The organism is Streptomyces sp. NPDC033131, from assembly GCF_055578365.1.
Map to the genome: position 1 here is coordinate 48,579 of NZ_JBVIPA010000014.1, position 16,477 is coordinate 65,055.

Annotated in this window: 16 protein-coding genes; 10 read left to right on the forward strand and 6 right to left on the reverse strand. The window is 71.2% G+C overall.

Features of this window, described 5'->3' with window-relative positions; all coding sequences use genetic code 11:
- Positions 1 to 669: a class F sortase gene (locus tag ACZ5XS_RS19500; RefSeq protein WP_468652872.1), complete on the reverse strand. Its 669-nt coding sequence runs from the start codon at positions 667 to 669 to the stop codon at positions 1 to 3.
- A 332-nt stretch (positions 670 to 1,001) separates the two neighbouring features.
- On the opposite strand from ACZ5XS_RS19500, the gene ACZ5XS_RS19505 reads away from it, so the two are divergent.
- Positions 1,002 to 1,499, forward strand: coding sequence for a hypothetical protein (locus ACZ5XS_RS19505; protein ID WP_217240050.1), 498 nt, complete (start codon positions 1,002 to 1,004; stop codon positions 1,497 to 1,499).
- Positions 1,500 to 1,636: 137 nt separating this feature from the next.
- On the opposite strand, the gene ACZ5XS_RS19510 is transcribed toward ACZ5XS_RS19505, so the two are convergent.
- The 3 genes from ACZ5XS_RS19510 to ACZ5XS_RS19520 form a co-directional block, all read right to left on the reverse strand.
- On the reverse strand, positions 1,637 to 2,152 hold the full coding sequence (locus tag ACZ5XS_RS19510; RefSeq protein ID WP_468652874.1) for a hypothetical protein: 516 nt from the start codon (positions 2,150 to 2,152) through the stop codon (positions 1,637 to 1,639).
- A 246-nt stretch (positions 2,153 to 2,398) separates the two neighbouring features.
- On the reverse strand, positions 2,399 to 3,163 hold the full coding sequence (locus tag ACZ5XS_RS19515; protein ID WP_468652876.1) for a bestrophin-like domain: 765 nt from the start codon (positions 3,161 to 3,163) through the stop codon (positions 2,399 to 2,401).
- Between the two features lie 21 nt (positions 3,164 to 3,184).
- A complete protein-coding gene (locus ACZ5XS_RS19520) occupies positions 3,185 to 3,313 on the reverse strand; it encodes a hypothetical protein (RefSeq protein WP_468652878.1) in 129 nt (42 codons plus the stop codon).
- Between the two features lie 686 nt (positions 3,314 to 3,999).
- On the opposite strand from ACZ5XS_RS19520, the gene ACZ5XS_RS19525 reads away from it, so the two are divergent.
- From ACZ5XS_RS19525 to ACZ5XS_RS19535, 3 genes are all read left to right on the forward strand, one after another.
- Positions 4,000 to 4,956 (forward strand): SCO0930 family lipoprotein, encoded by a 957-nt coding sequence (locus ACZ5XS_RS19525; RefSeq protein ID WP_468652880.1) that lies wholly within the window; start codon positions 4,000 to 4,002, stop codon positions 4,954 to 4,956.
- Positions 4,957 to 5,252: 296 nt separating this feature from the next.
- The gene (locus tag ACZ5XS_RS19530) at positions 5,253 to 6,065 is read left to right on the forward strand and encodes an SAM-dependent methyltransferase (protein WP_468652882.1); all 813 of its coding nucleotides are present in this window, start codon (positions 5,253 to 5,255) and stop codon (positions 6,063 to 6,065) included.
- Positions 6,062 to 8,197 carry a putative bifunctional diguanylate cyclase/phosphodiesterase gene (locus ACZ5XS_RS19535; RefSeq protein WP_468652884.1) on the forward strand — a complete coding sequence of 712 codons (2,136 nt, stop codon included), beginning with the start codon at positions 6,062 to 6,064 and terminating at the stop codon, positions 8,195 to 8,197. The genes ACZ5XS_RS19530 and ACZ5XS_RS19535 overlap by 4 nt, the downstream gene beginning before the upstream one ends.
- A gap of 416 nt (positions 8,198 to 8,613) precedes the next feature.
- On the opposite strand, the gene ACZ5XS_RS19540 is transcribed toward ACZ5XS_RS19535, so the two are convergent.
- A complete protein-coding gene (locus ACZ5XS_RS19540) occupies positions 8,614 to 9,498 on the reverse strand; it encodes a LysR family transcriptional regulator (RefSeq protein ID WP_468652886.1) in 885 nt (294 codons plus the stop codon).
- A 119-nt stretch (positions 9,499 to 9,617) separates the two neighbouring features.
- Here ACZ5XS_RS19540 and ACZ5XS_RS19545 point away from each other — a divergent pair, with 119 nt between their 5' ends.
- The 5 genes from ACZ5XS_RS19545 to ACZ5XS_RS19565 all read left to right on the forward strand — a co-directional run bounded on the left by ACZ5XS_RS19545 (position 9,618) and on the right by ACZ5XS_RS19565 (position 14,798).
- Complete coding sequence (locus ACZ5XS_RS19545) at positions 9,618 to 10,289, forward strand: succinate dehydrogenase (protein WP_468652888.1); 672 nt, start codon at positions 9,618 to 9,620, stop codon at positions 10,287 to 10,289.
- Between the two features lie 2 nt (positions 10,290 to 10,291).
- Positions 10,292 to 12,250, forward strand: coding sequence for a fumarate reductase/succinate dehydrogenase flavoprotein subunit (locus tag ACZ5XS_RS19550; RefSeq protein WP_468652890.1), 1,959 nt, complete (start codon positions 10,292 to 10,294; stop codon positions 12,248 to 12,250).
- Positions 12,247 to 12,996, forward strand: a complete 750-nt coding sequence (locus ACZ5XS_RS19555; protein WP_468652892.1) for a succinate dehydrogenase/fumarate reductase iron-sulfur subunit — start codon at positions 12,247 to 12,249, stop codon at positions 12,994 to 12,996. Before ACZ5XS_RS19550 ends, ACZ5XS_RS19555 begins: the two co-directional genes overlap by 4 nt.
- Before the next feature lie 225 nt (positions 12,997 to 13,221).
- A complete protein-coding gene (locus ACZ5XS_RS19560) occupies positions 13,222 to 13,992 on the forward strand; it encodes a GNAT family N-acetyltransferase (RefSeq protein WP_468652894.1) in 771 nt (256 codons plus the stop codon).
- Positions 13,992 to 14,798 carry a lysophospholipid acyltransferase family protein gene (locus ACZ5XS_RS19565; RefSeq protein WP_468652896.1) on the forward strand — a complete coding sequence of 269 codons (807 nt, stop codon included), beginning with the start codon at positions 13,992 to 13,994 and terminating at the stop codon, positions 14,796 to 14,798. The genes ACZ5XS_RS19560 and ACZ5XS_RS19565 overlap by 1 nt, the downstream gene beginning before the upstream one ends.
- Here the strand turns inward: ACZ5XS_RS19565 and ACZ5XS_RS19570 are convergent.
- On the reverse strand, positions 14,795 to 15,400 hold the full coding sequence (locus ACZ5XS_RS19570) for a TetR/AcrR family transcriptional regulator (RefSeq protein WP_468652898.1): 606 nt from the start codon (positions 15,398 to 15,400) through the stop codon (positions 14,795 to 14,797). The two genes, ACZ5XS_RS19565 and ACZ5XS_RS19570, sit on opposite strands and share 4 nt — an antisense overlap.
- An 84-nt stretch (positions 15,401 to 15,484) precedes the next feature.
- Here ACZ5XS_RS19570 and ACZ5XS_RS19575 point away from each other — a divergent pair, with 84 nt between their 5' ends.
- Positions 15,485 to 16,450, forward strand: a complete 966-nt coding sequence (locus ACZ5XS_RS19575; protein WP_468652900.1) for a DMT family transporter — start codon at positions 15,485 to 15,487, stop codon at positions 16,448 to 16,450.
- Positions 16,451 to 16,477 lie beyond the last annotated feature (27 nt).

The following is a 16,477-nucleotide window of genomic DNA, read 5'->3' on the forward strand; positions in this document are numbered from 1 at the left end:
TCAGCGGACCTCGACCATGCGGGCGAAGGCGACGACGTTCCCGTCGTAACCGTTCTGCTGGGAGAAACCGCCCCCGCAGGTGATGACCCGCAATTCCGGGTGGCCCTTGGAACCGTAGACACGGTCGCCGGGGAAGTTGTTCTTCTCGAAGACCTCGATGCCGTAGATCTCGAACACGGCCGTCTTTCCGTCCTTGCGGGTGACCTCGACGCGACTGCCTTTCTTCAGGGCCCCCAGTCCGTAGAACACGGCGGGGCCCTGCTGGTTGTCGACATGGCCGACGACGACCGCGGTGCCCTTCTCGCCCGGGGAGACCGCACCGGTGAACCAGCCGGCCAGGTTCGGGTCCTCCGGCGGCGGTGCGGCGACCCAGCCGTCCATGTCCAGGCCGACCGGGATGACCGGCGCGTCGACGTTGATCGCCGGGAGCCTGACCCGGTCGGGAAGGGAGTACGGCAGGGGCTCGGCAGCGGTGAAGGTGCCGCCGGGCAGCCGGCTGTCCGCCGCGGCCGCGGAGGCGGGCTGCGGCGGCCCGATGTCGAACTCCCCCGAGCCGTTGCGAATGAGCGCGAGGCCGGTCAGCAGAACAAGCGCTATCACGCCCCAAGGAGCGCGCTTCTTCCGCCGCTCCTCCTCTTCGGCCAGCTCGGCCAGTTCGGACGCAGACATTCGACTTCCCCTCTCGACGCGGCCGTCGCCACGTCATTCGCGCATGGAAGAACGCTAAGTCTCACGAGGGAAACCGGCGACGGGGCGGATGCGAACGGGTGGCCCGCGCCGCCGTTGGTGCGCCATCCGAGTTGCCGCCCGCAGGAATTTTCTGACGGTCCGTGACCTGCGGTGATATCCGATTGTGTGCTTTTTCTTCGGCGTGTCCTCTCACCAGGACGGACCATTCCCGAAATGCGGTTCGCCACAAGGCATCTGAGGGTCTGTCTGGGAGGCGCTTTCTCGCCGATCGACCGGGGACGGTTCCCGGGGTGTCTCCCGCGGAGGATCACATGCGTACTACTCGTGCCCTGGCGGCCACCGGCGCCGCGATCGCCGCTCTCGGGCTCGCCGCCCCCGCGGCCGTCGCCCGGGACGGAATGGGCGTCAGCCCGACCAACATCGTCGCCCTGCCCAGTGTCATCGCCCGCGGTGGGCAGCTGACCGTCACTGTCGACAACTGCCCGACCGGCGGCACCATGACCTCGGACGCGTTCCCGAGCACACCGCTGACGCCGATCCACGGCGCCAACCAGACCGCGAAGGGCACCGCGACGATCAACCGCAACGCGCGTCCGGGTTCGCACAGCATCACGGTCAACTGCAACGGCCGCATCCTGACGAACCCGGCGGCCTTCACCGTCATCGGCGGCGTCCAGGGCGGCATCGGCGGCAGCAGCTCCACCGGGGCGACCCCGGCCGACATCGCCATCGGTGGCGGGCTCGTGGCCGCGGCCGTCGTCGGCGGAGCGGTGTTCTGGATGCGCCGCCGGGCCGAGAACCGGATCTGACGCTCCCGGATCCTGATCCGGCCGACCCCCTTCGGAGACAACGGATCGCACAGGAGACAAGGGAACGCACGTGTACAGGCCTTCGCCCCGGTTCCGTCAGGGATCCGGGGCGAAGGCCTGTGCGGTGGGTGACGGGGTCAGGCGCCGTCGTCGCCGGTGCGGCGACGGGAGAAGTGGTACGCCGCCCCGGCCGAACCGGCGATGAGAGCGACCCCCAGGCCGATCTCCTTGAGGTCGAAGCCGCCGACGCTGCTGCCCTCACCGGCGTGCACGCCCCGGCTCGGGTGCAGCGGCTCCGGTGTCGGGGGGACCGGGCGGTCGCCGGCGATGGTGAGGCTCGCGTTCTGCCAGAAGGTGCCGCAGTGGAACGTCACCTCGTAGATGGCGCCCGGTTTGGCGTCCCAGTCGACCATGGCGGTGGCGGAGGTCTGGCCCCGGCGGATGGTGAGGTCGTCGAAGACGCCGGAGGAGACGAACACGGCCTGGTCGCAGCCGGTCGCACGCAGGGTCACCTGTCCGCCGGCCGCGATGGTCGTGGGGTGGACGGAGACCCGGAAGCCGGCGGTCTCGGCACTCGCCTGGGCGACGCAGGCGGTGAGGGTCAGGGCGCTCACGCCCAGCAGTGCGGCCGAAGCGACGCGTATCGCGCGCATGATGAGTCCTCCGGATCTCCGAGGAGCAGCCGCGGACCTTTTCCGCTTGCGCCGGAAATGCACCTCGATGACCGAAACGGTAGGAACATGCGTGCGTCTGCGCGATCGCAGTAGCGCGAATGGGGCAAGCGTGTGGACCACCCGGGGGACGGTGTTCGTGCGACCGGGGGACACCGGCGGTGTCGCGGGCGTCCCCCGGGCCGCCCTTGTGGTGAGGGCCTGTCAGCGGCCGCCCGGCTGCCGCCGTCAGCCCTTGGCGTCCGGGAAGAGGCTCAGGAACGGGTCGGCCGACGCCGAGATGCCCCGGCTGTACGGGGCGTCGAAGTCCCAGATCAGGAAGAGCAGGAAGGCGATCAGCGCGGAGAACAGCCCGGCGAGGATCAGTTCGCGTGTCGTACGCCGGATCTGCAGCGCGAAGATCATCCCGATGGTGGCCGCACCGCCGCCGATGAGGCCGAACCACACCACGCCCGGCATGGTGGGAGCCGCCGAGTCCGCCCGGGCGTTGCGCGCCTGGTCGGCGGTGGCCATCTGGTCCAGGACCGGCTGGTAGGCCTGGGCCTCGAAGTCGGTCGCCGGCCGGTAGTCGGTGACGTCCACGCGGACCTGCTGCAGGAGCTCGGTGCCCCGCTCGGTGAGCTGACCGGTGTCGGCCATCGTCTCCCACTCGGTGGTCACGACGTGTCCGACATAGGCGTTGACATCGTCCCGAATTCGGTCACGGACGTCGGCCGGGTAGACCCTGACCCGCTCCGAGATCTCGTGCAGCGCCTGCGCCTCCACCTGGACGTGGTCCTGCGCCGCGCTGCGCGCCTCCCACACACCGGCGATGGCCAGCCCCAGGACGATGGCGTACACCACCCCGATCCACATCGTCATGTACTCGATGACGTCCGGCGTCTCGTTGGGGTCCTCGTCCTCGGGCGCCCTGCGGTGCCGTACGAGGGTGATGACGACCACCACGACGCAGGCGGCCAGCATCGCGAGGGTGAGAACAAGCCATTCCGGCAAGGGGTGCCTCCAGATTCAGCACTAGCGGGGTCGCAGCGCGGCGACGGCGATCACCGCGGGTGCGGTGATGAGCAGGACGTAGGTGACCGGCGACGTGGCGCCGCGGGCCGGCCGCTGACGGGGGTGCGCCTTGTAGCGGGGATACGTCACCGGGGTGACGGAGGGGCGCGGGGTGGGCTTCGCCGACGGCGTCGGGGTGGGGGGCGGCGGTGGAGGTGGGGGCGGAGTCGGCGTGGGCGTCGGCTGCGGGCGGGCCGGCGCCGGCTGTGGTGCCGGTGGAGGTGGAGGCGGCTCGGGTGTCGGGGTGGGCCGCGGTTTCGGCGGCGGAGGGGGTGGGGGCGGTTCCGGAGTCGGGGTCGGCGGGGGCGTCGGGGTCGGGGTCGGAGTGGGGGTGGGAGTGGGTGTCGGGCACGGCGGGGGCGGAGGAGGGGGAGGTGGTGGGCACGCCGGGGGAGTCGGCCAGGTGAGACTGCCGGCGACCGCCACCGCCTGCGTGCCGCCGGGCCCCGTCGAGGCGGACGCGCAGGCGTCGGCCACGGCCACCTCGGCCGGCGCGCCCACGAGCAGCCACGTCAGTGTCAGCAGGGAAAACACCCGTATGGCGACGGCGGATCGGGTCGGTTCGGGTCGATGCACGACGGAGATCATGAGGCCTTGGGCGGCCTCGCACGTCCGGTCGGGAGGGGATTGCCCCGAAAGAGGGAACGGCGGGTCCGCAGGTTTCGGAAAGAAATGTGCGGGGCGGTTGAACACAACCGTGGCTCCCACGCGTACTCATGGTCGTGCGGCGGCGCAGCAGGGCGTTGCAACACCTTTGAACGTATGGGGAGTTGACGATGAAGACCTCCTGGCGGAGCGCCTCACTCGTGGCGAGCGCTGCGGCGGTGCTGGCGCTGACGACGGCGTGCGGCCAGGAAAGCGGCACGCCGTCGACCGGCAGCCAGAACGTCGGAGCGACGGCCGCGGCCGGCGACTACACCGTTGGCGGCATCGGTACCGGTTCCACGGCCTCGGGCACGAGCACGGCGGAGGCCGGGCAGGGTGCCGCGGCCCAGACGTCCACCGCGGGCGAGCTGAACGTGTCCACCAACGCGGAACTCGGCAACGTGCTGACCGACAGCGCGGGCCTCACCCTCTACCGCTTCGACCAGGACACGGCCGAACCGCCGAAGTCCAACTGCGACGGAGACTGTGCCACGGCCTGGCCGCCCGTCCCCGCGGACGACGCCGAGGCGGGCGCCGGTGTCGACGAGGCGCTGCTCGGCGAGGTCACCCGCGCCGACGGCACCAAGCAGCTGACCATCGGCGGCTGGCCGGCGTACCGGTACGCGAAGGACACCAAGGCCGGCGACGTCACCGGTCAGGGCGTGGGCGGCAAGTGGTACGCGCTGGCCCCCGACGGCAAGAAGGCGAAGATCACCGACCTGCCCGGGCTGTCCACCCGCAAGGACCCCGAGCTCGGCGAGATCGTCGTCGACAAGAACGGCATGACGGTCTACCGCTTCATGAAGGACGAGGCCTGGCCCAAGCCGGTGTCGAACTGCAACGGAGCCTGCCTGGAGAAGTGGCCGGCCGTCGCCCCGGTGGCGACGAACGACACCAAGGACGTCCAGAAGAAGGGCCTGATGAGCTTCACCCGCTCCGACGGCGTCAAGCAGATGACGGTCAACTGCTCGCCCATCTACACGTTCGCAGGCGACAAGGCCGCCGGCGACACCAACGGCCAGGGCGTCGGCGGCACGTGGTACGCCGTGGCACCCGACGGAAAGCCGGTCGGAGCGCCCGAGCAGTAGAGACGGCGTCCCGATCCACCGGTCCGCCCCCTCCGCGCCGCACGGAGGGGGCGGACCGGTTTGCCGTCATTCCCCGCAACTCCCCGCGAGTCGCCCGCCCGATTCCGGATACGGGCGCGGACCACCGGGGTGTCGCGGGCACTTTTCGTGCAGTATGCGGCGGGGCATCAATTCGGCACGTGCCGCAGGCAGTGACCGGGAACGGATGGTCAATTTCCGTTTCTGCTCGCTCCATTGGCGGGCGATCAGTAGCCTCTGCTTTCGAACACCGGATCGCCTACGCCTTGGAGAGATAGATGGAGCGTCCCGCCTGGGCCCCACGAAGCATCGACATCTCGGTGCCGAGCGTTTCGCGCATCTACGACTACTACCTGGGCGGTTCGCACAACTTCGAGGTCGACCGGCAAGCGGCCCGCAAGGCCATGGAGTTCATGCCGGGACTTCCGAAGATCATGCAGGCGAACCGGGCGTTCATGCGCCGGGCGGTGCGCTTCGCCGCGGACGAGGGCATCACCCAGTTCCTGGACATCGGCTCGGGTATCCCGACCTTCGGAAGCGTCCACGAGGTGGCCAGGGCGACCTGCCCCGACGCCCGCGTGGTGTACGTCGACCACGACCCGGTGGCGGTGGCGCACAGCGAGGCGGTCCTCGCCGGAGTCGCCGGCGCCGGCGTGGTCGCGGCCGACCTGCGCAAGCCCCGCGAGATCCTCGCGAGCCCCGAAGTGCAGCGGTTGATCGACCCCGACCGGCCGGTGGCGCTGCTTCTCGTTGCCATACTGCACTTCGTGGAAGACGCGGACGACCCGTACGGAGCGGTGGCCGAACTGCGCGACGCGCTCGCGCCGGGCAGCATGCTCCTCCTGACGCACGCCTCGTACGAGGGAATCCCGTTGCCCCCGACGCGGGCGGAGGGCGCGGTGGACGTGTACAAGGACATTCGCAACCCGCTGATCATGCGCTCGCGCGAGGAGATCGCGCGGTTCTTCGAGGGATACGACATGGTGGAACCCGGACTCGTGGCGCCGCCGCACTGGCGGCCGGACACCGCACCCAAGGACGAGGATCCGTATGCGTTCTCCGGGTTCGCGGGCGTGGGGCGTACGGCGTGAGCGCGGAACCGGACGGGCCCGAGGACAGACTGCGGCGGTTCGCGACGATCTGGAGCCGGGCGGTGTTCCCGGTGACCTCGACGTCCGCGACCCGGCCCGAGTTCGAGAAACAACTGCTCCCCCTGGCACGGCGGCTGAGCGACGCGCTGCGGGCGCGCATCTTCGACGCGGACGAGGCCAAGGCGCTGGGCGCGGCCCTGGTCGCCGCGCACTGCACCGACCCGGACGCGCTGAGCCGCACGCTCGACTGCGTCGACGCCTACCTGGTGCTCTACTGCGGCGAGGGGGGCGACCAGGAGGACCTGCGGGCGCGCGCCGCGCGGCTCCAGCACGCCATGGCCGCCGGGTTCGCCCAGGCGCTGCGCGAGCGGACGCTGGCCGAACAGGAGGCCATCGCGCAGGCGGCGCTGCAGGCGCAGGGCGTGGTCGCCCAGGCGCTGCACGCCACCGAGGCCCGCTTCCGCGCGGTCTTCGAGGGCGCGGCCATAGGCATCGGCATGGCCGACCTCGAAGGCAACATCCTCCAGGTCAACGAAGCGCTGCTGCGCATGTTCGGCGTCTCCGAGCAGATCATGCGCGGCCGCAACGTCATGGACTGGACCCACCCCGAGGACGCGCCCCAGACCTGGCATCTCTACGACGAACTCGTCCGCGGCGAGCGCGAGCACTACCACGTCGAGAAGGCCTTCTACCGCCCCGACGGAACGGTCCTGTGGACCAACCTGACGGTCTCCCTGCTGCGCGACGCCGACGGTGAGCCGCAGTACCAGCTCGCCCTCATGGAGGACACCACCGAGCGCCGCCTGCTCAACCTGCGGCTGCGCTACGAGGCCACGCACGACGCGCTCACCGGCCTGCCCAACCGCACCTTCTTCTTCGAGCGCCTGGAGAAGGCACTGGGCGCCGGGAAGGGCCAGCGCTTCGGGCTGTGCTACCTCGACCTCGACGGCTTCAAGACCATCAACGACAGCCTCGGGCACGCGGCCGGCGACCGGCTCCTCGTCGAGATCGCCGACCGGCTGCAGTCCTGCGCGACCGCGCCCGGCGAGATGGTCGCCCGGCTCGGCGGTGACGAGTTCGTGGCGCTGACCACCGGGCCGGAGACCGAGCGCGAGGTCGACGAACTCGCCTCGCGGATCATGAACGCGCTGCTCGCCCCCGTCAGCGTCGACGGCCGTGAGCTGACCGTGCGCGGCAGCATCGGCATCGTCGAGGGCCCGGCGGGGGAGCGCAGCCCGGCGGAGGTGCTGCGCAGCGCCGACATCACCATGTACCGGGCCAAGTCGGCGGGCGGCAACCGTTTCGAGCTCGCCGACGCGGAGGCCGACGCCCGCGCGATCACCCGGCACGGACTGACCACGGCACTGCCGACGGCCCTGGACCGGGGCGAGTTCTTCATCGAGTACCAGCCGCTGGTCCACCTCGGCGACGGCAGCGTGCGCGGCGCCGAGGCCCTGGTGCGCTGGCTGCATCCACAGCACGGCGTCCTCGGCCCCGACCGGTTCATCCCGCTCGCCGAGCACACCGGGCTGATCGTTCCGCTGGGGCGCTGGGTCCTCGAACAGTCGGTGCGCCAGGCGCGCGAGTGGGCCGAACGGCACACCGGCGCGGGGACCTTGCGGATCAACGTCAATCTCTCGCCCTGCCAGCTCACCCACCCCGGTCTGGTGCAGGACACCGTCGACATCCTGGAACGCATGGGCGTCCCGCCCGAGGCGCTCTGCCTGGAGGTCACCGAGTCGGCGCTGATCGGGGCCGACGACGACCTGCTGAAGCCGCTGCGGCGCCTGGCCGAGATGGGCGTCGACATCGCCCTGGACGACTTCGGCACCGGCTACTCGAACCTGGCCAACCTGCGTCGCCTGCCGGTGAGCATCCTCAAGCTGGACCGCTCCTTCACCCAGAGCATGCAGCAGTTCCCGGCGGACCCCGTCGACCTCAAGATCGTCGAGGGGATCGTTTCGCTTGCCCACAGCCTGAACCTCGCGGTGACGGTGGAGGGCGTCGAGACCGGTGCCCAGGCCGAGCAGCTGCGGATACTGGGCTGCGACACCGCCCAGGGCTGGTACTACGCCCGCCCCGGCCCGCCGGAGCGGCTGCACGAACTGGCACTGGTGGACGCGACGGGCTGAACGAAGGCCGTGTGGCGCGTCCCGGCGCACCCTGGACGGGGTGACGGTCACCGTCAGGTCGGCGTGGGTGCCGGCGCACGACCGGCCGGCGCAGCACACGCGGGCCGCGACAGCGAGCGGTGAGGCGGGCAGCCGGGGGAGGAGCGGGAATGGCCGGCCTTGACGGTCGGGACTGGCTTCGGCTGCGGGGGTGCTGTGCGCCGGGCCGTCGTCCGGTGGCCCCCGCGGCCGGCTCCGAGGCGGTCGCCTGTCAGGCCCGTCGTCACGCGGCGCCTCCAGTGCCCCGGGCCGCCGCCCCCCGGAGCCGGCATCCCGCGGCCTTCTCGGGCCCGAGGGCAACCGTGTCCCGTCGAGGGGGACCGTCCCGCCCGCGCTGAGAGGCGACGCTCGCACCGACCGTCCGGAACTGGCCGCCCTCAGCGCTCCAGCAGCATCCGTTGCAGTTCGCGCGCCGCCCGCGGTGGGGCCACGTCACTGCGGTGCGCGAGGGCGATCGCGCGGTGCAGTCCGGGGCGGGCCAGCGGGGTGACCCGCAGGCCGCGCCCGGAGCGGGCCGCCACCATGCGGGGGACGACGGCCATGCCGAGGCCCGCCCGGACGAAACCGAGGACCGCGTCCATCTCGCCGCCCTCCACGGCGAAGTCCGGCTCGAAGCCCTCGGCGCGGCACGCGGCCACGGTCAGCTCCCGCAGGTCGTAGCCGTGCCGGAACATCACCAGGCGCTCACCCTCCAGGTCGGCGACGCGCACGGTGCGCCGGCCCTGGCCCGGCTTGGGGGCGTCCGGCGAGGACACCACGACGAGGTCCTCGCGCAGCAGTTCCACCGTGGTCAGCGCGGGAGAGGGCGTCGGCAGCGGGAGGACGACGAGGGCCAGGTCGAGGGCCCCGCGCGCGAGTTCCCGTACGAGATCGTGGGAGCCGCCCTCCTCGATCAGCAACCGGATCCCGGGATAGCGGTCGTGGAAGGCGCGCAGCACGTCCGGCAGCAGGCCCGTGCACAGACTCGGCGTCGCGCCCAGCCGGACCCGTCCGCTGCGCAGCTGCACCAGCTCCTGCACCTCGTGCCGGGCGGTGTCCGCGTCCGCGAGGATGCGCCGGGCCAGCGGCAGCAGCGCCTCCCCGGCGTCGGTGAGCTTGATGTTGCCGCGGGCCCGCAGGAACAGGTCCGCGCCCAACTCCCGCTCCAGCGCCCTGATCTGCTGTGACAGGGACGGCTGGGCGACATGCACCACCTCGGCGGCCCGGGTGAAGTGCCGGGTCTCGGCGACGGCCACGAAGTACTGGAGCTGCTGGAACTGCATGCCTCCATGATAGCCGCAGGCTATGGAATCAAGCCGGACCATGTCTTGGACCGATCGGCGGCGCGCCCGTAGCGTGCTGTGACATGGCTCTGGCAACGCGGACGGACCGACGGTCGTCCATGGCACGCACCATGTGGGACTCCACCGTCGGCAAGAAGAGCGTGATGGCCGTCAGCGGCCTGATCATGCTGCTGTATCTGGTCGTCCACATGATCGGCAACCTGAAGATCTTCTTCGGGTCCGGCGAGTTCAACCACTACGCGCACTGGCTGCGCACCGTCGGCGAGCCGTTCATGCACTACGAGTGGACGCTCTGGCTCGTCCGCGTGGTGCTGGTGGCCGCCGTCGTCGCCCACGCCGTCTCGGCGTACCAGCTCAGCCGCCGCGACATCAGGGCGCGTCCGAGCAAGTACGTCCACAAGAAGCCCCGGGCGAGCTACGCGACCCGCACCATGCGCTGGGGCGGGATCATCCTCGGCCTGTTCATCGTCTGGCACATCCTCGACCTGACGACCGGCACCGTGCACTCCGGCGGCTTCCAGGAGGGCCACCCGTACCAGAACGTCGTGGACACCTTCTCCACCTGGTACGGCAACGTGATCTACATCGTCGCGATGCTCGCGCTGGGCCTGCACGTCCGGCACGGCTTCTGGAGCGCCGCCCAGACCCTCGGCGTCGGGAGCCGGGCCCGCGACCGTGCCCTGAAGACCGTCGCCAACGTACTAGCGCTGCTGCTCACGGTCGGTTTCATCGCCGTACCCGTGGGCGTCATGACCGGAGTGGTGAGCTGAAGATGAACTCTTCCGCCGAATACACGCAGTACGCGACCGGCGAGCCGGTCGTCGACACCAAAGCCCCTGCCGGCCCGATCGGCGAGCGCTGGGACAAGCGCCGCTTCGAGGCCAGGCTGGTCAACCCCGCCAACCGGCGCAAGCACACGGTGATCGTCGTCGGGACCGGCCTGGCGGGCGGCTCGGCCGGCGCCACCCTCGCCGAACAGGGCTACCACGTCGTCCAGTTCTGCTACCAGGACTCGCCACGCCGCGCCCACTCCATCGCCGCGCAGGGCGGCATCAACGCGGCGAAGAACTACCGCAACGACGGCGACTCGATCCACCGGCTGTTCTACGACACCGTCAAGGGCGGTGACTTCCGGGCGCGCGAGTCGAACGTCCACCGGCTGGCGCAGATCTCCGTCGAGATCATCGACCAGTGCGTGGCGCAGGGCGTGCCGTTCGCGCGGGAGTACGGCGGTCTGCTGGACACCCGCTCCTTCGGTGGCGTCCAGGTGTCCCGGACCTTCTACGCCCGCGGCCAGACGGGACAGCAACTGCTGCTCGGCGCCTATCAGGCGCTGTCCCGGCAGATCGCGGCCGGGAACGTCGAGATGCATCCCCGTACCGAGATGCTGGACCTGATCGTCATCGACGGGAAGGCGCGGGGGATCGTGGCCCGGGATCTCATCACCGGGCGCATCGACACGTACTTCGCGGACGCCGTCGTCCTCGCCAGCGGCGGCTACGGCAACGTCTTCTACCTGTCGACGAACGCCATGAACTCCAACGCCACCGCCGTCTGGCGGGCCCACCGGCGCGGCGCCTACTTCGCCAACCCCTGCTTCACCCAGATCCACCCCACCTGCATCCCGCGCACCGGCGAGCACCAGTCCAAGCTGACGCTGATGAGCGAGTCGCTGCGCAACGACGGCCGGATCTGGGTGCCGAAGGCCAAGGGCGACGACCGGCCGCCGAACAAGATCCCCGAGGACGAGCGCGACTACTACCTGGAGCGCATCTACCCGTCCTTCGGCAACCTGGTCCCGCGTGACATCGCCTCCCGCGCCGCGAAGAACGTCTGCGACGAGGGCAGGGGCGTCGGGCCCGGCGGGCAGGGCGTGTACCTCGACTTCGCCGACGCGATCGAGCGCATGGGACGCAAGGCCGTCGAGGCCAAGTACGGCAACCTCTTCGACATGTACCAGCGGATCACCGACGAGGATCCGTACGTGGTGCCGATGCGCATCTATCCCGCCGTGCACTACACCATGGGCGGGTTGTGGGTGGACTACGACCTCCAGACCACGATCCCCGGCCTGTTCGCCGTCGGCGAGGCCAACTTCTCCGACCACGGGGCGAACCGGCTGGGCGCCTCCGCCCTCATGCAGGGTCTCGCCGACGGCTACTTCGTGCTGCCGGCGACCATCAACGACTACCTCGCCCGCAACCCGCACCACGAGGCCGTCACCGCTGAACATCCCGCCGTGCAGGAGGTGCTGGCGGAGACCGAGGACCGGCTGAACCTGCTGCTGTCCGTCGACGGCGACCGCACCCCCGACTCCTTCCACCGCGAGGTCGGCGAACTCATGTGGGAGTTCTGCGGCATGGCCCGAAGCGACAGCGGACTGCGCAAGGCGCTGGAGCGGATCCCGCAGATCCGCGAGGAGTTCTGGCGGCGGATCAAGGTCCCCGGCACCGGCGAGGAGTTCAACCAGTCGCTGGAGAAGGCCAACCGGGTCGTCGACTACCTGGAACTCGCCGAGCTGATGTGCCTCGACGCGCTGCACCGGGCCGAGTCCTGCGGCGGTCACTTCCGGGAGGAGTCCCAGACCCCCGACGGCGAGGCCGCCCGCAGGGACGACGAGTTCGCCTACGCGGCCGCCTGGGAGTTCACCGGTACCGGCGACGCCCCCGTCCTGCACAAGGAAGACCTGGTCTTCGAGTACGTCCACCCCACTCAGCGGAGCTACGCATGAAGCTCACCCTGCGCGTCTGGCGGCAGAAGAACGCCGACGCCGAAGGCGCCATGTCCACGTACGAGGTGGACGGAATCTCCTCCGACATGTCCTTCCTGGAGATGCTCGACACCCTCAACGAGCAGCTCATCCTGGGCGGCGAGGACCCCGTCGCCTTCGACCACGACTGCCGGGAGGGCATCTGCGGGGCGTGTTCGCTCGTCATCAACGGTGACGCGCACGGGCCCGAGCGCACCACGACCTGTCAGCTGCACATGCGGTCCTTCCAGGACGGCGACACGATCGACATCGAACCGTGGAGGGCGTCGGCGTTCCCGGTGATCAAGGATCTGGTCGTCGACCGGACCGCCTTCGACCGGATCATCCAGGCCGGCGGGTACATCACCGTGCCCACCGGTGCGGCGCCCGAGGCGCACGCGACGCCGGTGCCGAAGCCGGATGCGGACTTCGCGTTCGAGCACGCGGAGTGCATCGGGTGCGGGGCGTGTGTGGCCGCCTGTCCCAACGGGGCGGCGATGTTGTTCACCTCGGCGAAGGTGAACCACCTGAACGTGCTGCCGCAGGGGGCGCCGGAGCGGGAGACGCGGGTGCTGGACATGGTGGCGCAGATGGACGACGAGGGGTTCGGCGGGTGCACGCTGGCGGGGGAGTGCGCGACCGCCTGCCCCAAGGGGATTCCGCTCGTGTCCATCACCGGGATGAACAAGGAGTGGCTGCGGGCCGCGCGGAAGGCGGGGAAGCGGTAGGCCGTAGAGGCCGACTGCCACAAGAAGCGTTCGCCGAAAAGGTGCGGACGGGCGGGGCCGGGAGTGGTGCTCATCCCCGGTCCCGTCTCGCTTCCCGGAGGGCGCCCCCGGCATTCAGCATCCTCACATCCCTGCTCCTGGCACTCGTCATGCGCCGGTCAACCGAGGTCGGAAGAACAGAAGCGGCGGCACCGCTCGCCGCCCCGGCCCGACCAGGAGAGTGCCATGACCGGCGTTTCCACGCTCGACCGTCCCCCGCAGCAGACCGGCCCCGCCCGCTACACCGTCACCCTGGCCCGCGACGAGGCCGACGTACGGGCCGCGCAGCGGCTGCGGCACGAGGTGTTCGCCGGGGAGATGGGCGCCCTCCTGAACTCCCCGCAGCCGGGGCTCGACGCCGACCCCTTCGACGCCTACTGCGACCACCTGCTCGTACGGGACACGGCGACGGGCCAGGTCGTCGGGACGTACCGGCTGCTGCCGCCGGAGCGGGCCGCGGTCGCCGGACGCCTGTACGCGGAGGGCGAGTTCGACCTCACCCGGCTCGACCCGATCCGCGCCGGACTCGTCGAGGTCGGCCGCTCCTGCGTCCACCCCGACCACCGGGACGGCGCGGTCATCGGGCTCATCTGGGCCGGTCTGGCCCGCTACATGGTGGAGCGCGGCCACGAGTGGCTCGCCGGCTGCTGCTCGATCCCGTTGGCGGACGGCGGCACCCTCGCAGCCGGGGCCTGGGACCGGGTACGCGCAAAGCACCTGGCCCCCGAGGAGTTCCGGGTACGGCCGCTGCTGCCCTGGGTCCCGAAGGGCGCTTCGCCCGCCGCCCGCACCGAGCTGCCCGCGCTCCTGCGCGGCTACCTCCGCCTGGGCGCCTGGGTCTGCGCGGAGCCCGCCCACGACCCGGACTTCGGGGTCGCCGACCTCTACGTGCTGCTGTCGATGCGCCGGGTCGACCCGCGCTATCTGCGGCACTTCCTCTCCCTCGTCCCCGCCTGATGAGCGTCTGGCTGCCCGGCGCTCCCTGCACCCCCAGGGCGTGCGTGGAGCCGTCGGGGTCCGCCGTCGGCGTTCCGCTCGCCGTGCTGCGGCTGTTGGCGGTCACCGTCCTGGTGGTGGCCGGGGTGCTCCTGTCGCCGCTCGGCGGGCTCATGCCCGCCGCCGTGGTGCGGCGGTGGTGCCGGGCGGTCGTGCGGGCGGCGGGGGTGCGGATCCGGGTGACCGGTGGCGCCGCGCCCACCGGTGGACTCCTTCTGGTCGCCAACCACATCTCCTGGCTGGACATCCCGCTGCTGGGTGCCGTACGACCGGCCAGGATGCTCGCCAAGGCCGAGATCCGGCGGTGGCCGGTGGTGGGGCCGCTGACGGCCCGGGGCGCGCTGTTCATCGAGCGGGACCGGCTGCGCGCGCTCCCGGCCACGGTCGCCGGTGTCGCCGAGGCGCTGCGGAACGGCTGCGCGGTCGTCGCCTTCCCCGAGGGGAGCACCTGGTGCGGCCGCGCCCAGGGATCCTTCCGCCGGGCCGTGTTCCAGGCCGCGCTCGACGCGGGTGTCCCCGTCCAGCCCGTCCGCGTCCACTACCGCGCGGCCCGGGGAGCGGCCAGCACGGTGCCGGCGTTCGTCGGCGAGGACACCCTGGTCGCCTCCCTGTGGCGGGTCGCGTCGGCACGAGGACTGGTGGCCGAGGTGGAGGTCCGGGCCGTCATTCCGCCGGGCCGCCACCGCGACCGCCGCGCCCTGGCCCGGGCCGCGCAGGGAGACGCGCTGCCGGAACCGGCACGGGCCCATGCGGCCTTGTCGACCTAACGCCCTTCACCGGAGCCGGAGCCGGCACCGGAGTGGCCGAGGAGTTCGGCCGCCCGGTCGCGCGCGTGGCCGATCGGGTCGGGGAAGACCCGCAGGCCGTGGGCGACCATCGCGCCCTCGTGGAACAGCATGAGGGTGCGGGCCAGATCGTCGGCCCGGGCCGGGGCGACGTCCCGGACCAGGCCGACGAACAGCGCGAGCATCCACTCCTTCTGGCCGGTGATGACGGCGTAGGCCGGATGGGAGGGATCGCTGATCTCGGCATGCGCGTTGACCATGCTGCATCCCTTGGGACTGCTCTCGGTCATCCACGCCCGCGAGGCGTCGAAGACCGCGCGGACGCGGTCGACGGAACCCGGCTCCGTCCGCTCCAGCCACTGCGTGACGAACGCCCGCCAGCGTTCGTCACGGTCGGCCAGGTACTCCACGACGATCTGCTCCTTGGAGCCGAACCGGTCGTACAGCGTCTTCTTCGTGACCCCGGCCTCGGCGGCGATCAGGTCCACTCCGACCGCGTGGATCCCCTGGTCGTAGAAGAGCCGCGAGGCGGCGGCGAGAACGCGGCGCGCGCCCGGGGTCATCGTGATCCGTCTGGTGCCCATGCCAGAGAGTATACCGATCTGTATAGTGAGAGGCGTCCGACAGGTATACCGATCTGTTTAGTAACTGCTGGTGGGTGATCAGTCGTGAACCTCCTCCTCTCCGTCGCCTTCGTGCTCTGCTGGAGCTCGGGATTCGTGGGCGCCAAGCTGGGCACGGAGGACGCCGGTGCGCTGACGATCCTGATGTGGCGGTTCCTGCCCCTGGCGGTCGTCCTCGTCGCGGCGGCCGTCACCCGCCACAGGGCCTCGTGGCGAGGACTGACGGCACGCGACGCAGGCCGGCAGGCGGTGATCGGGCTCCTCTCCCAGAGCGGCTACCTGCTCACGGTCTACTGGGCGATCCAACTCGGCGTCTCCAGCGGCACGACCGCCCTGATCGACGGCACCCAGCCCCTCGTCGCCGGAGCGCTCGCGGGCCCGCTCCTGCACCAGTACGTCTCGCGCCGGCAGTGGCTCGGCCTGTGCCTGGGGCTCGCCGGTGTCGCCCTGGTCGCCACCGCCGACGCCGGAGCCAACCCCGGCGTGGCGTGGTGGACCTTTCTGGTGCCGTTCGCGGGGATGCTGTCGCTGGTGGCGGCCACCTTCATCGACCAGCGTTCCCCCACGCACGTCACGCCCGCGGTGTCGATGACCGTCCACTGCGTCACCAGTGCGCTCGTCTTCACCGTCGCCGCCCTCGCGGCCGGGTCGGCCGCGCCCTCCTCCGCGCCCTCGTTCTGGATCGCGACCGTGTGGCTCGTGACGCTGTCGACCTTCGGCGGATACGGGCTCTACTGGATCGTGCTGCGGCGCTTCGGGGTCACCAAGGTCAACACGCTCATGTTCCTGATGGCTCCCGTCACGGCCGTCTGGGGCGCCGTCATGTTCGGCGAACCGTTCACCGCGCAGACCGCCGCCGGCCTGGCGGTCGCCCTCGCGGCAGTCGCCGTCGTGCACGTCGCGAGCCCCCGCGCGGCACCGTCATCCCGCGACGGCGACGGCGACCGCGACGGCGAGACAGCGACGGTCAGGGCGAGCGCCGCGACGGCCGACGGCCCGGGCACTCGGTAGGCCCGGCAGCAGCCCGGCCGCACCGGG